This window comes from Acidimicrobiales bacterium (genome assembly GCA_035512495.1).
Classification (GTDB): domain Bacteria; phylum Actinomycetota; class Acidimicrobiia; order Acidimicrobiales; family CADCSY01; genus DATKDW01.
Window position 1 is genome coordinate 1 of record DATKDW010000052.1, and the last position, 13720, is coordinate 13720.

The window sequence follows — 13720 nt, forward strand, 5'->3', positions numbered from 1 at the left end:
CGCCGAGGGGACGGGTCACGGCGGCCCGAAGAGGAACGACGCGGCGCGGCGAGCGAGGTCTTCGGGGTCCTCGCCCTCCTGGCAGGGCAGGACCCCTGCCAGCCACAGGGTGGCCAGCCCGTGGACGAGGGACCAGGCGGCGACCGCGGCGTCGACGCCGCGCTGGCCTTCACCGGCCACGTCGGCCGCCGGGGGGTAGAGCAGCGCTGCCTCCGCTGCCAGGGCCGCCTTCAGCTCCGGGTCGGAGGCGTGGACGAGGTCGGGGCGGAACATCACCTGGAAGTGGGCCGGGTGGCTCGTGGCGAAGCCCACGTAGGCCACGCCGACCTCGAGGAACGAACCGGTGCTGGCCATGACGTCGGCGAGCGCGTCCGCAAGCTTCCGGTGCCCCTCGGCGGCAAGGGCGGTGAGGAGACCGGCCAAGTCGCCGAAGTGGTGGGCGGGCGCGGCGTGGCTCACCCCCGCCCGGCGCGCCACCTCCCGCAGCCGGAGTCCGGCGGGGCCCACCTCGCCCACCACCTCGAGGGCGGCGTCGAGCAGCGCCCGGCGGAGGTCGCCGTGGTGATAGGAGCGCTCCGTGGTCACACCGCGACGTTAGCCCGGACTTGCCATTGACAAGATCCCTGAGAGAGCGCATCTTGTCAATGGCAAGACCCGACGCCGGGAGGCACCATGACCGACACGACCGCCGTCGCCGACCCCTTCCTCAGCGGCGGCTACGCGCCAGTCGCCGACGAGGTCGTCATCGACGACCTGGCGGTCACCGGTCGCATCCCCGAGGCGCTCGCCGGCCGATTCCTGCGCACCGGCCCCAACCCGCTGGGCGCACCCCCCAGCCCCTACCACTGGTTCCTCGGCGACGGCATGGTCCACGGCATCGAGCTCGACGGCGGCCGGGCCCGCTCCTACCGCAACCGGTGGGTCCGCACCGACCCCGTGGCCGACGCGCTCGGCGAAGCCCGTCGCGAGGGGCCGGCCCAGCCCATGTACGACTCGAGCAACACCAACGTGGTCGCCTTCGCCGGCCTCACCCTGTCGCTCACCGAGGGTTGCCAGCCCTACGTGCTCGACGCCCACCTCGACACCATCGGCCGGGCCGATTTCGGCGAGCCCCTCCGCCACGGCATGACCGCCCACCCCAAGGTCGACCCGGTCACCGGCGAGCTGCATGCCTTCTCCTACTGGTGGGAGCCGCCGTGGCTGCTCTACCACCTGATCTCACCGGAGGGCCGGCTGCTGCGCACCGAGGCCATCGACCTCCCCGCTCCGGTCTCCATGCACGACTTCGCCATCACCGAGCACCACATCGTCTTCTTCGACCAGCCGGCGGTGTTCGACCTCGGGGCGCTGGCGACCACCGGCTTCCCCTTCCGCTGGACGCCGGAGAACGGCGCCCGCCTCGGCCTGCTGCCCCGGGACGGCTCCGGCGCCGACGTCCGGTGGGTCGACGCCCCGCTCGGCTACAGCTACCACCCATTGAACGCCTACGAGGACGGCACCTCCATCACCGTGGACCTGCCGCTGATCTCCAGCGCCCACGACGTCGAGGGTCCCCTCGGCGGCGGAGCCGACCGGTGGGCACGGTTCGAGCGGTGGACCGTCGACCTCGCCAGCGGCCGCCTCGGCGCCGACCTGCTCGACGATCAGGCCCAGGACTTCTCCCGGATCGCCCCCGGCCGAGTGGGTCTCCCCCACCGCTACGGCTACACCATCGAGCTCGGCAACGGCATGCCCTACGACGCGACCCGCACCTTCAAGCAGGACCTCCGAGACGGGACGCGGGCCGAGCACGAGTTCGGACCGGGCAACCACCCGGGCGAGCTGTCGTTCGTTCCCGACCCGGAGCGGGCGACCGACGAGGACGGTGGCTGGCTGGTGGGCCTCGTCCACCACGACGACGAGGAGCGCACCACGCTCGTGATCCTCGACGCCCAAGACGTCGCCGGCCCGCCGCTGGCCGAGGTGCGCATCTCCCGCCGCGTGCCCTACGGGTTCCACGGGGCATGGGTGCCCGCCCGGTGAAGCGTGCACCTTCTGGCACCAGGAACGCGCTGCTTCCCGGCGCGTTCCTGGTGCCAGAACGATGATCGGGGTCGCCCTGAGTCGTCGGGGCCGCTAGCCGCGCACCTGGCCGTCGCCCATCACCACGTACTTGGTGGTGGTGAGCTCGCGAAGTCCCATGGGACCCCGGGCGTGCAGCTTCTGGGTGGAGATGCCGATCTCGGCACCGAAGCCGAACTCCTCACCGTCGACGAAGCGGGTGGAGGCGTTGACGAGCACGGCGGCGGCGTCGACCTCGCGGGTGAAGCGGGTGGCGGCGACGAGGTCGGCGGTGACGATGGCCTCGCTGTGGCCGGAGCTGTGACGGTTGACGTGGGCGATTGCGTCGTCGAGCGAGTCGACCACCGCGACGCTCAGCTTGAGGTCGAGGAACTCCCGGCCGAAGTCGCCTTCCTCGGCGGCAGCGATGGATCCCTCGATTGCCCGGGCTGCCTCGTCGCCCACCAGCACCACCCCGTCGAGGGCGCGAGCGAGGCCGGGGAGGAGAGCCTGGGCCACATCACGGTGGACGACCAGGGACTCCATGGCGTTGCACACCGACGGGCGCTGGGTCTTGGCGTTGACGATGATCGAGGTGGCCATGTCGAGGTCGGCGGCGGCGTCGACGTAGACGTGGCAGTTGCCGTCGCCGTCGATCACGTAGGGCACGGTCGCGTTCTCGAGGATGGCGGTGATGAGCGAGTGCCCGCCCCTCGGGATGAGCACGTCGATGAGTCCGCGCAGCCGCATGAACTCGACGGCCGAAGCCCGACTCGTGTCCTCGACGAGGACGAGGGAGTCCTCGGGCAGCCCGGCCTTGGCCACCGCCTCGCGGAGCACCCCCGCGATGGCCTGGTTGGAGCTGATGGCGGCCGACGACCCGCGGAGGAAGGCGGCGTTGCCCGACTTGAGGCACAGGCCGAAAGCGTCGCTGGTCACGTTGGGGCGGTTCTCGTAGATGATCGCCACCACGCCGAGGGGCACCCGCACCTGGCTGATGCGCAACCCGTTGGGACGCACCCAGCCCTCGACCACCTGGCCGACGGGGTCGGGCAGCGAGGCAACCTGCCGGAGACCGGCCGCCATGCCCGCCACCCGGACGTCGTCGAGGCGGAGCCGGTCGACGACGGTGGCCGGCGTGCCCGCGCCCACGGCTCGCTCCACGTCGACGGCGTTGGCGGTGAGCACGTCGTCGCAGCGCTGCTCGAGGAGGTCGGCGGCGGCCAGCAGGGCGGCGTCCTTGGCCTCGGCCGACGCCATGGCCAGGGTGCGCGACGCCGCCTGGGCCCGTCGCCCGAGGGCCTCCATCGGGGTCGGGGGCTGATCGTCCACGCCGACGATCGTACCGTCGCCTCCCGGGGTGCTCCCAGGCCGGTGGTCCATCGCGACGACCTCACCACCTTGGCGGCCGACGTCGAGAGGGCGCCGCCCTCGTCGGGGATCGGTGCGCCGCCGGTCGGCCCATAGGCTTGCCGCCTTGCCCGACCGACGTCCCGTCCGCGCCACCGCCCGACCCGTACCGGCACGCATGGCCGATGCCGCGGTGTCGCCCGGTGCCGCGCTGGCGACGGTCGCTGGGGCAGCCGTCGGCCTCCTCGCCATGGCCGGACCACACGTCGCGGTGGTGGCCTTCGCCGTCGCCGGCTGGGCCGTCCGCGTGGGCGCTGCCGCCGTCACCGGCCGCCCCCACCGGGAGCGCATCGACCCGTTCACCCTGCGGGAGCCGTGGCGACGGTTCGTGAGCGCCGCGCTCCAGGCCCAGGCCCGCTACGACCAGACCGTCGCCCAGGCTCGGCCCGGACCGCTCCGCGACCGCCTCGAGGAGATCGGCAGGCGCATCCAGCGCGGCGTCGAGGAGTGCTGGCGGGTCGCCCAGCGCGGCCATGCGCTCGACGACGCCGTCAGCGCCCTCGACGCCCCCGGCGCCGAGCGCCGGCTGGCGGCGCTCGACGACGACCCCACCACCGCCGACGAGGTGGCTGGTGCCGTCCAGGCCCGGCTCGAGACCGCCCGGCGACTCCAGGCGGTGGCGGCGGAGGCCCGTGACCACCTCCGCGTGATCGACGCCCGCCTCGGCGAGGCCGTGGCGCGGGGCATCGAGCTGTCGGTGCGCTCGGGCGAAGGCGTCGACGTGGGCGGCTTCGGCGACGAAGTCGAGGAGCTCGTGCTCGAGCTCGAGGCGCTGCGGTCGGCGCTGGAGGAGACCGACGGCACCACGGGTCAGGTCTGAGGCTTGGACGAGCAGGAGCACGCCGACGATCCCCTCGGTGCCGCCCCCGCCGCCGCCACCTCGGCGGCCGCGGCCGTCGCCGAGGCGCCACCTGGCGATCTCAACCTCTTCCGCTCGTCGGCGGTCGTGGCACTGGGCACTGCCCTGTCCCGCTTCACCGGGTTCGGCCGCCTCGCAGCCACCGCCTACGCCATCGGCTTCACCCGGCTGACCGACACCTACACCCTCGCCAACACGACACCGAACATCGTCTACGAGCTGCTGCTCGGCGGCGTCCTATCGGCGACGCTGGTGCCGATCTTCGTCCAGCAGCGCGACGAGGGCGACGACAACGGGACCAACGCCATCGTCACCGTCGCGTCGGTCGGGCTCATCGGCGTCACCGTGGTGGGCCTCATCACCGCCCCCTGGATCGTGCAGGTCTACACCCTCGGCGTCTCGGGCTCGGTGGCCGCCGACCAGCAGCAGGTCGCCACCTCGATGCTCCGGCTGTTCATGCCGCAGATGCTGTTCTACGGACTGACGGCGATGGCCACCGCCGTGCTCAACGCCCGTCGCAGCTTCGCGGCACCCGCCTTCGCGCCGGCCCTGAACAACATCGTCGTCTCCGCCGTCCTCATCTCCCTCCCCGTGCTCGCCGGGGGCACGCCGACGCTCGAGGACGTGCGGGACGACCCCCTCCTGCTCTGGACGCTCGGCCTCGGTACCACTGCGGGCATCGTCGTCATGACGCTGGCCCTCTGGCCGGCGCTGCGGCGGGCCGGGGTGCACTTCCGCTGGCGGCTCGACTGGCGGCACCCCTCGGTCCGCCAGGTCGGCCGGCTCTCGAGCTGGACGTTCGGCTACGTGGTCTGCAACCAGGTGGCGCTGCTGGTGGTGCTCATCCTCGCCAACCGCACCGAGGGCGGCGTCTCCTCCTACACCGGGGCGTTCGTGTTCTTCCTGCTCCCCCACGCGCTCTTCGCCGTCTCGCTCATGACCACGCTGGTGCCCGAGCTGTCGTCGGCAGCCGGCCGCGGGGACCTGGTGGCGTTCCGCTCCCGCTTCTCCGACGGCGTGCGGCTCATGGCCATCGTCGTCCTCCCCGCCGCCACCGGGTACATCGTCCTCGCCCACCCGATCGTCACCGCCCTCCTCGAGCGGGGGGCGTTCACGGGCGCCTCCGCCGACCTCACCGCGACCACGCTGGCGGCATTTGGTGCCGGGCTGTTCGGCTTCTCCGTGTACCTCTTCGCGCTGCGCGGGTTCTACGCCCTGCGCGACACCCGCACCCCGTTCCTGATCAACGTCGGCCAGAACGTGGCGCAGATCGCCCTTGCCCTCGCGCTGGCGCCGGTGTTCGGCGTGCCCGGCCTGGCGGCCGCCTACGGGAGCGCCTACACGGCGGCGGCGGTGGTCGCCCTCGTTGTCCTGCACCGCCGGGTGGGCTCCTTGGAGGTGCGACGGGTCACCGCGACCGTGGCCCGCGTGCTCGTCGCGTGCGCCGTCATGGCGGCCGCGGTGACGGTCGTGTCGGGCGCGGTCGGCGGCGACGGCACCGGCATGGAGGCCGTGGTGCGGACCGCCGCCGGGGTGGGGGTGGGAGGCGTGGTCTATGTCACGGCGGTCTTCGCCCTTCGGGTGGAGGACGTCACCGCCCTGCTCGCCCGCCTTCGTCGGTGAGGAGGCGGGACACCCGCCTAGGCTGGCGCCATGTTCAAACTGCTCAAGCGGTCCTGGAAGTACCTGACGGCCTCGCTCACGGGGAAGTTCAACGCCGCTGCCGACCCCAAGGTCCAGCTGGAGCAGGCGATCGCCGAGGGCCAGGACGCCCACCGCCGGCTCAAGGAGCAGGCGGCCAACGTCATCGCCAACCAGAAGCAGACCGAGATGCGCCTCAACCGGGCCATGACCGAGCTCGAGAAGGCGCACGGCTCGGCCCAGCAGGCCGTGTTGATGGCCGAGGACGCGGCGACGTCGGGCAACGACAAGAAGGTCGAGGAATACACCTCGGCCGCCGAGTCCTTCGCCAACCGGCTCATCGCGCTGGAGCAGGAGGTCGAGGACCTCAAGTCGCTCCACCTCCAGTCCGCCCAGGCGGCCGACCAGGCCAAGACGGCGGTTGCCCAGAACGCCTCCGCCCTCCAGAAGCGCCTCTCGGAGCGTCAGCAGCTCCTCTCGCAGCTCGACCAGGCGGCCATGCAGGAGCAGGTCAACACGGCCATGGCCTCGCTGAGCGAGACCGTGGGCCAGGACGTTCCCACCTTCGACGAGGTGCGCGACAAGATCGAGGCGCGCTACGCCCGGGCCAAGGGCATGTCCGAGCTGCAGTCCGAGTCGGTCGAGACGCGCATGCTCGAGGTCGAGCAAGCCGCCCGCAACACCGAGGCCAAGGCCCGCCTCTCGCAGATCCGCTCACAGCTCGGGATCGGCGCCGCCAAGGCATCCAGCGACGCGCCCGAGGATGCACCGGCCGAGGCCGAGCCCGGGTCGGGCACCTGACCGATCAGCTCAGCGGGGTGCGGGCTCCTTGGTGACCGACTGGTAGGAGCGGCCGGCGTGGGCCTCGGTGTCGAGCTCCTCGAGCTCGATGTCGCCGGCGAGGACGGCCCGCTTCCATGCCTGGTGCTCGTCCTCCCGGCCGTGGAACTCGCCCATCACCTCGGTGGCGAAGAGCTCGAGGCTCGAGCAGATGTCCTCGTGGCGGTTCTTCCCGGCCTGGTTGAGCAGGATCACCTGGTCGACGTGGCTCTCCTCGAACTTGCGGAGGTGGCGGCGGATCGTCTCCGGTGAGCCGATGAGCCCTCCGAGGCGTTGGGCCTGACCCTTCGGGGTCTCCTTGAACACCTGGAACTGCTCCCACAGGTCGACGCTGCCCGGGTCGACCGGGCCGTGGCTGTTGTAGAAGCCGAGGGCGAACTGGAAGAACGAGGACCCCTCCGCCTTGGCCCGGGCCTCCTCGTCGGTGGGCGCGCACATGAACTGGCTCACCACCGCGATGGCGGGGTTGGGCACGTAGTCGGCCAGGGGGTCGAAGCCCTTGGTGTAGGCGTTGTAGTACGCGTGGACCCAGGCCTGGGCGGCCTCGGCGGACACGAACTGGAACCCGAGGGCCCCCATCCCGCGCATCCCCGCCATGCGGATGGTCTCCATCTGCGAGCAGGCCACCCAGAGCGGCGGGTGGGGCTTCTGGCGGGGCTTGGGGAGCACGTTGCGGGCGGGGAAGTCGAACCACTCGCCGTGGTACTCGCATCCCCCGTCGCCGAACATGGGGATGAGGCAGCGCACCGCGTCCTCCCAGATCGACCGCTTGTCGCGGAAGCGGCGGTCGAAGGGGTGCAGCTCGGTCACGCTCGACCCCTCCCCCAAGCCGAGCTCGACCCGGCCGTGGGAGAGCAGATCGAGGGTCGACACCCGCTCGGCGACGCGGGCCGGGTGGTTGGTGGTGAGCTGGATGATGCCGTGGCCGAGCCGGATGTCGGAGGTGCGCTGGCTGGCGGCGGCGAGGAACACCTCAGGCGCCGAGGAGTGCGAGTACTCCTCCATGAAGTGGTGCTCGACCTCCCACGCGTAGTCGTAGCCGAGGCGGTCGGCCAGCTCGACCTGGTCGAGTGCGTGCTGGAGGAGCTCGTACTCAGCGTCGGCGGTCCACGGCCGCGGCAGCTGGTGCTCGTAGAAGATCCCGAACCTCATGGTGGCCCCCTTCGACGCGAGCCCGCATCGTGGCACAGCCCGCCGGTGGAGCGCTCTAACCGGGCAGGACGACGAGGTCGTCGCGGTGGATCACCTCGTGGGGCACGCCTTCGGGCAGGTCGGCGGTGCGCCTCCCCAGCAGCGTCGTCAGCGTCACCGAGTCGATCCGGACCAGGCCCTTGGCGAACACCTCGCCGTCGGGACCGGCCACCTCCACCGCCTCGTCGGCGGCGAAGCGCCCGCGCACCTCGCACACCCCCGCGGCGAGCAGCGAGACGCTGCGCTCCGTGAGGGCACGCCGGGCGCCGTCATCGACCAGCACCGTGCCCGACGAGCCGACGGCGAAGGCGATCCAGAGCTTGCGGGCGGGCAGACGCTTGGCCCTCGCCCGCACCACCGTGCCGACCCCGGGGGTGCCGGCGACGGCGTCGGCGAGCACACCAGGGCGGTCGGCGCCGGCGATCACCGCCCGGACACCGGACCAGGCGGCGATCTTGGCCGCCGCCAGCTTCGAGGCCATGCCCCCGCTGCCCCGTGCCGTGCCGCGGCCGCCGGCGACGGCCTCGAGCCGGGCGTCGACCTCGAGGATCTCCTCGATGAGGCTGGCCTGGTCGTCGAGTCGGGGGTCGGCGGTGTAGAGGCCCGGGGTGTCGGTGAGCAGCACGAGCACGTCGGCGGACACGAGGTGCGCGACGAGGGCGGCGATGCGATCGTTGTCGCCGAAGCGGATCTCGTCGTCGGCGATCACGTCGTTCTCGTTCACCACCGGCACCACCCCCAGCGCCAGCAGGCGGACCAGGGTCATCCGGGCGTGGAGGTACTGCTGGCGGACCATGAAGTCGAGAGGAGCGATGAGGACCTGGCCACCGACGATCCCGAGGGTGGCCAAGGTGTCCTCCCAGACCCGCATGAGCCGGGTCTGGCCCACCGCCGAGACGGCCTGGAGCGTGTTCACGTCACGGGCTTCGGCCCGGTCCATGCCGAGCGCGGGCAACCCGGCGGCGATGGCGCCGCTCGTGACCACGACCACCTGGTGGCCGTCGGCCCGTAGGTCGGCGAGCTCGCCGCACACCTTGGCGATGGCCGAGGCGTCGATCTGACCCGAGGCGCTGGTGATCGAGGAGGTGCCGATCTTGGCGACGACGACGGCCATGTCAGGACTCGAACTCGAAGGTGAGGCGGCCGATGCGCACCTCGTCGCCCTCGGAGGCGCCGGCCCGGGCGAGGGCGCGGTCGATGCCGAGGCGGCGGAGCCGGTCGTGGACCAGGGCGAGGGCGTCGGCGTTGGTGAGGTCGTTGAGCGCGACCGCCCGCTCGGCCTGGCGACCGATCACCACGTAGGCGCCGTCGTCGGCCCGCTCGATCCGGAAGCTCTCGGCGCCGGGACGGTGCACCGCGTAGGCGGTCCGCTCCGGCTGCTCGGCCCGGGCGGTCGCCACCAGCTCAGCCATGCGCCCCACGAGGTCGCGGACGCCCTCGTTGGTGGCGGCGGAGATGCGCATGCCGTCCCAATCCTCGGTGGCGACATCGGCCTTGGAGCCGACCGTGAGGCGGGGCCGCTCGAGGAGGTCGGGCTGGTAGCGGCCGAGCTCGTTGAGGAGGATCCGCTCCTGGTCCTCGGGGGCGAGGCCGTCGACCGGGGCCAGGTCGACCAGGACCACCAGGGCTCGGGCCCGCTCGATGTGGCGGAGGAACTGGTGACCGAGCCCCTTGCCCTCGCTGGCGCCCTCGATCAGGCCGGGGATGTCGGCCACCACCATCTCGGTGTCGCCGTGTCGCACCACACCGAGGTTGGGGACCAGCGTGGTGAAGGGGTAGTCGGCGATCTTTGGCTTGGCCGCGGAGATCACGGAGATGAGCGTGCTCTTCCCGGCGTTGGGGACCCCCACCAGCGCCACGTCGGCCATGAGCTTGAGCTGCAGCTTGAGCCACCGCTCGACACCGGACTCGCCCTGCTCGGCGAAGGACGGGGCCCGACGGCGGTTGGAGAGGAACCGGGCGTTGCCCTTGCCGCCCTGGCCACCGGGCGCCGCCAGCCAGCGGTCGCCCTCGCCGACGAGGTCGGCGAGCACGGTGCCGTCGCGGTCGAGGACCACCGTGCCGACGGGCACCGGCACCTCGAGGTCGGCACCACCGCGGCCATGGGCCTTCTTGGAGGTGCCGTGTGCTCCGTCGTCGGCGCCACGGTGAGGGTGGTCACGGAACCCGAGGAGCGAGGCCACGTTGCGGTCGGCGACCAGCCACACGTCGCCGCCGTCACCGCCGTCACCGCCGTCGGGGCCCCCACGGGCCACGTGGGCTTCGCGCCGGAACGACGCCGCACCCGCGCCACCGTCGCCTCCCTTGACGTGGAGACCGCTCTCGTCGACGAACTCGGACACGACCCCCGAGGATACGGGCCACCGGAGCCCCGACCCCCTTCCGTTCCCCGCGAGGTGGCGGGGAGCGTCACCCAGCGTCGGTAGCCTCGACGTCGTGCGCGACCTCGACCCCCTCACCACGGCCACCGTCGCGCACTGGCCGGCGCCCGTCTCGGCCGGCCGCGCCACGGTGGTCGAGCGACCAGCCCGCGAATCGGCGGAGGACGCTGCCATGGCACCGGGCGCCACCCGGGCCGAGGGCGCCGGCTACCGGGCCACACCCGAAGAGCCCGACCGGTTCCGCACCTGCTTCCAGCGCGACCTCGACCGCATCCAGCACAGCCGACCCTTCCGGCGGCTCGCCGGCAAGTGCCAGGTCTTCATCGCCCCGGACGACGACCACCTCCGCACCCGGCTGACCCATGCCATCGAGGTGACGCAGGTGGCGGCGTCGATCGCGCGAGGCGCCAACCTCAACGTGGCGCTCACCACCGCGGCCGCCATGGGCCACGACTGCGGCCACGGCCCGGCCGGGCACGCCAGCGAGGGCGCCCTGTCGCCCTTCCTGCCCGGCGGGTACCACCACGCCGTCTACGGCGCCGACGTGGTCCTGACGCCCCTCAACCTCTGTGCCGAGACCCTCGACGCCGTTCGCAACCACAGCTGGAACCGCCCCGCGCCGGCCACCCCCGAGGGGGAGGTCGTGGCCTGGGCCGACCGCATCGCCTACGTCTGCCACGACTTCGAGGACGCCCTCGACGCCGGCATCGTCACCCCGGCCGACCTGCCCGCCGAGGTGACCGAGGTGGTCGGGACCGGGCGGTCGCAGCAGCTCGGGTCGTTCGTGGCCGCCATGCTCGACACCATCGCGGCCACCGGCACCGTCGCCCTGCGAGCGGAGGAGTCACAGGCGCTCGAGGCGTTCCGGGCCTTCAACTTCGAGCGGATCTACCTGCGGCCCGAGGCCCGCGAGCAGGCCGACCGGGTGATCGCCCTGCTGCGGTCGCTCACCGAGTGGTTCGTGGCCAACCCGCGGTCCATCGGCATCGACGGGGCGATCTCGGCGCCCGGGACCGAGGAGGCGGTGGCGGCGGCGGTCCGCTACGTCAGCGGCATGACCGACCGCTTCGCCCTCGCCCTGGCAGTCGAGCACCTCGGCTGGGACCCCGCCGCCCTGCCGAGAGGCGTCTAGTCAAGGACGCCTCGGCGCAGCCGAGTCCGATTCACCGGACCGCGAGCGGGTGGCGCCGACGGAAGGGGCCCGCCCGGAGCTTGCGGAGGGTGGGAAGGGCTCCCGTCGGGGTCAGGCCCCGTGAGCCCGTTGAGGGAGGACGTCGACGTGCTTGCGGCCCTTGCGGTCGGCGAACTTCACGAAGCCGTCGGCCGTGGCGTAGAGGGTGTCGTCGCTGCCCTTGCCGACGTTGTCGCCGGGGTGGACCCGGGTGCCTCGCTGGCGGATGATGATCGACCCGGCGGTGACCTGGTGGCCATCGTAGGCCTTGACGCCGAGGCGCTGGGCGTTGGAGTCGCGGCCGTTCCTGGTGGAACCGCCGCCCTTGGTCTTGGACATGTCAGCTCCCCTTCGAGATGCCGGTGATCTCGATGGTCGTGTAGCCCTGGCGGTGTCCCCACCGGCGGCGCTGGTTGGACTTGTTCTTGTAGGTGAAGCCCCGGATCTTCGGACCCTTGACGTCGCCCACGACCTTTGCGGTCACGGAGGCGGCGGACAGGTCGGATCGGGCCGACACCACGGTGTCGCCGTCGACGAGCAGGATGGGGGTGAAGGAGAGCTCGGACCCGACGTCGCCGGTGAGGCGCTCGACCTGGACCTGCTGGCCCTCGGCCACCCGCGACTGCTTGCCGCCGCTCTTGATGACTGCGTACATAGGGCTGCAACGCTACCAGCGCGGCGGCGCCCCGGCGAAGTCGGGTCCCGCCCGACGCTCCGGGCATCGCGCCCGCCGTGCCTGGCCCCGCCGGCGGTCATCGCTCGGCGCTGCTGCTCCCCTCGGCTTGGCGACTGCGCCACTGCTGACCGGCGGCGGCAAGGAGCAGCAGCGTCAGCACGGAGAACACGGGGATGTCCATCGCCGGCGTGCCCCCGAGGTCGGTGCCGACCGCGTGGGAGACGACGTGGGCTGCCGAGCCGATGCCGACACCGCCGAGGGCAGTGGCGAGCGCGTCGAGGCGCGTGAGCGCGGCGAGGAGGAGCACGGCGCCGAGCCCGATCTGGAAGGCGCCGATGTCCTGGATGAGGTGCTGGTTGTACGGCTCGAAGGTCGCCAGGGCGTCGAAGAAGGACCTGGGCGCGACCATGGCCCACAGGCCCGTGGCCAGGAAGAAGCCGCCGCCGACGGCGGCCACCACGCGAGGGAAGGTCCACGAGGTCTGCTTCGAGCGGTGATCGGTCTCGGGCATCGGTGGCCTCCTCGGGATCGGAGCGGCGACCGTACTCGCCGGGTGGACTGCGTGCCGACCCCACATGATGATAGCGGATCGTCTATCAGTTGGGTAGGCTCGAAGCATGGCGACGACGGCACCCTCGCTGCTCCTCCGAGCCCGCCGGGCGGGCGGGCTCTCGCAGCGCGAGCTGGCGGGGCGGGCGGGGGTCACCCAGCCGGTGATCGCCGCCTACGAGCGGGGACGACGCCAGCCCAGCCTCCCCACCCTGCGGCGGCTCGTCCGGGCGGCCGGCTACGACCTCGACATCGGGCTGCGCCCACTCCCCCCTCGCCCCGACCCCGAGCGGGCAGGCCGACACCTGGTGATGGCCCTGGAGCTGGCTGAGCACCTCCCCCGGCGGCGGCGCACCAAAGAGGTCGCCTTCCCGCGGTTCCCGGGTCCGGCCAGATGAGCGCGGTCGTCGACCTCGTCCTCGACGTCCACGCCGCCCTGGAGGCGGCCGGCATCCCCCACGCCTTCGGCGGCGCCATCGCCCTCGCCTACGCCACCGAGGAGCCTCGGGGCACGATCGACGTCGACGTGAACGTCTTCGTGCGCCCCACCGACGCCACCCGGGTCTTCGAAGCCCTCCCGATCGGGGTCACCTGGGACGGCGACGACGTTGCTGCGGTGGAGCGCGACGGCCAGGTCCGGGTGTTCTGCGGAGAGGTCCCCCTCGACCTGTTCTTCTCCACCCACGACTTCCACGATCGCGCCGCGGACGACACCGTGGTGGTGCCCTTCGCCGGCGCCCGGATCGCCGTGCTGGCGCCCGACGACCTGGCCGTGTTCAAGGCGTTCTTCGACCGCACCAAGGACTGGGCCGACATCGAGGCCATGGCCGCAGTCGACTCGTTCGACGCCGAGGTCGTCCTCGCCCGGCTCGGCGAGCTGCTCGGGCCCGGCGACCACCGCATCGAGCGCCTGACCAGCATCACGACGTCGTAGAGAGAAGGCCCGGGCGACGCCCGGACTG

The 13720-nt window shown here is 72.5% G+C and carries 15 protein-coding genes; 7 read left to right on the top strand and 8 right to left on the bottom strand.

Going from position 1 to position 13720, the window contains the following annotated elements:
• Nucleotides 1-15: 15 nt before the first annotated feature.
• The gene (locus VMN58_07025) at nt 16-585 is read right to left on the bottom strand and encodes a TetR/AcrR family transcriptional regulator (GenBank protein HUF32947.1); all 570 of its coding nucleotides are present in this window, start codon (nt 583-585) and stop codon (nt 16-18) included.
• 87 nt (nt 586-672) lie between these two features.
• Between VMN58_07025 and VMN58_07030 the strand changes: the two genes are divergently transcribed.
• Nucleotides 673-2022 carry a carotenoid oxygenase family protein gene (locus VMN58_07030; protein ID HUF32948.1) on the top strand — a complete coding sequence of 450 codons (1350 nt, stop codon included), beginning with the start codon at nt 673-675 and terminating at the stop codon, nt 2020-2022.
• 93 nt (nt 2023-2115) lie between these two features.
• Here VMN58_07030 and VMN58_07035 read toward each other — a convergent pair whose 3' ends face one another.
• Nucleotides 2116-3372, bottom strand: a complete 1257-nt coding sequence (locus VMN58_07035; GenBank protein ID HUF32949.1) for a glutamate-5-semialdehyde dehydrogenase — start codon at nt 3370-3372, stop codon at nt 2116-2118.
• 145 nt (nt 3373-3517) lie between these two features.
• On the opposite strand from VMN58_07035, the gene VMN58_07040 reads away from it, so the two are divergent.
• From VMN58_07040 to VMN58_07050, 3 genes are read left to right on the top strand one after another with little or no spacing between them, the layout of a single operon-like run.
• Nucleotides 3518-4270, top strand: coding sequence for a hypothetical protein (locus VMN58_07040; GenBank protein ID HUF32950.1), 753 nt, complete (start codon nt 3518-3520; stop codon nt 4268-4270).
• 3 nt (nt 4271-4273) lie between these two features.
• Nucleotides 4274-5932 (top strand): murein biosynthesis integral membrane protein MurJ, encoded by a 1659-nt coding sequence (murJ, locus tag VMN58_07045; GenBank protein HUF32951.1) that lies wholly within the window; start codon nt 4274-4276, stop codon nt 5930-5932.
• A 30-nt stretch (nt 5933-5962) separates the two neighbouring features.
• On the top strand, nt 5963-6751 hold the full coding sequence (locus tag VMN58_07050) for a PspA/IM30 family protein (GenBank protein HUF32952.1): 789 nt from the start codon (nt 5963-5965) through the stop codon (nt 6749-6751).
• 9 nt (nt 6752-6760) lie between these two features.
• Here the strand turns inward: VMN58_07050 and VMN58_07055 are convergent, their stop codons facing one another.
• From VMN58_07055 to obgE, 3 genes are read right to left on the bottom strand one after another with little or no spacing between them, the layout of a single operon-like run.
• Nucleotides 6761-7942 (bottom strand): LLM class flavin-dependent oxidoreductase, encoded by a 1182-nt coding sequence (locus VMN58_07055; protein ID HUF32953.1) that lies wholly within the window; start codon nt 7940-7942, stop codon nt 6761-6763.
• A 55-nt stretch (nt 7943-7997) separates the two neighbouring features.
• The gene (gene proB, locus VMN58_07060; GenBank protein HUF32954.1) at nt 7998-9095 is read right to left on the bottom strand and encodes a glutamate 5-kinase; all 1098 of its coding nucleotides are present in this window, start codon (nt 9093-9095) and stop codon (nt 7998-8000) included.
• A gap of 1 nt (nt 9096) precedes the next feature.
• Nucleotides 9097-10323, bottom strand: coding sequence for a GTPase ObgE (gene obgE, locus VMN58_07065; GenBank protein ID HUF32955.1), 1227 nt, complete (start codon nt 10321-10323; stop codon nt 9097-9099).
• A 94-nt stretch (nt 10324-10417) separates the two neighbouring features.
• Here obgE and VMN58_07070 point away from each other — a divergent pair, with 94 nt between their 5' ends.
• Nucleotides 10418-11494, top strand: coding sequence for an HD domain-containing protein (locus VMN58_07070; GenBank protein ID HUF32956.1), 1077 nt, complete (start codon nt 10418-10420; stop codon nt 11492-11494).
• A gap of 111 nt (nt 11495-11605) precedes the next feature.
• Here the strand turns inward: VMN58_07070 and rpmA are convergent, their stop codons facing one another.
• The 3 genes from rpmA to VMN58_07085 all read right to left on the bottom strand — a co-directional run bounded on the left by rpmA (nt 11606) and on the right by VMN58_07085 (nt 12720).
• Entirely contained in the window at nt 11606-11872 is a 267-nt protein-coding gene (gene rpmA / locus VMN58_07075; protein ID HUF32957.1) for a 50S ribosomal protein L27, read from the bottom strand.
• Between the two features lies 1 nt (nt 11873).
• Nucleotides 11874-12188 carry a 50S ribosomal protein L21 gene (gene rplU / locus VMN58_07080; protein HUF32958.1) on the bottom strand — a complete coding sequence of 105 codons (315 nt, stop codon included), beginning with the start codon at nt 12186-12188 and terminating at the stop codon, nt 11874-11876.
• 97 nt (nt 12189-12285) lie between these two features.
• Nucleotides 12286-12720, bottom strand: coding sequence for a hypothetical protein (locus VMN58_07085; GenBank protein ID HUF32959.1), 435 nt, complete (start codon nt 12718-12720; stop codon nt 12286-12288).
• Nucleotides 12721-12826: 106 nt separating this feature from the next.
• On the opposite strand from VMN58_07085, the gene VMN58_07090 reads away from it, so the two are divergent.
• A complete protein-coding gene (locus VMN58_07090; GenBank protein ID HUF32960.1) occupies nt 12827-13156 on the top strand; it encodes a helix-turn-helix transcriptional regulator in 330 nt (109 codons plus the stop codon).
• Nucleotides 13153-13692 (top strand): hypothetical protein, encoded by a 540-nt coding sequence (locus VMN58_07095; protein ID HUF32961.1) that lies wholly within the window; start codon nt 13153-13155, stop codon nt 13690-13692. Before VMN58_07090 ends, VMN58_07095 begins: the two co-directional genes overlap by 4 nt.
• Nucleotides 13693-13720: the final 28 nt, after the last annotated feature.

Excerpts from the sequence above, each read along its gene's own strand:
- VMN58_07030 (HUF32948.1), top strand. The coding sequence starts at position 673 with ATGACCGACACGACCGCCGTCGCCGACCCCTTCCTCAGCGGCGGCTAC.
- VMN58_07050 (HUF32952.1), top strand. The coding sequence starts at position 5,963 with ATGTTCAAACTGCTCAAGCGGTCCTGGAAGTACCTGACGGCCTCGCTC.
- VMN58_07055 (HUF32953.1), bottom strand. The coding sequence starts at position 7,942 with ATGAGGTTCGGGATCTTCTACGAGCACCAGCTGCCGCGGCCGTGGACC.
- proB (HUF32954.1), bottom strand. The coding sequence starts at position 9,095 with ATGGCCGTCGTCGTCGCCAAGATCGGCACCTCCTCGATCACCAGCGCC.
- rpmA (HUF32957.1), bottom strand. The coding sequence starts at position 11,872 with ATGTCCAAGACCAAGGGCGGCGGTTCCACCAGGAACGGCCGCGACTCC.
- rplU (HUF32958.1), bottom strand. The coding sequence starts at position 12,188 with ATGTACGCAGTCATCAAGAGCGGCGGCAAGCAGTCGCGGGTGGCCGAG.
- VMN58_07085 (HUF32959.1), bottom strand. The coding sequence starts at position 12,720 with ATGCCCGAGACCGATCACCGCTCGAAGCAGACCTCGTGGACCTTCCCT.
- VMN58_07090 (HUF32960.1), top strand. The coding sequence starts at position 12,827 with ATGGCGACGACGGCACCCTCGCTGCTCCTCCGAGCCCGCCGGGCGGGC.
- VMN58_07095 (HUF32961.1), top strand. The coding sequence starts at position 13,153 with ATGAGCGCGGTCGTCGACCTCGTCCTCGACGTCCACGCCGCCCTGGAG.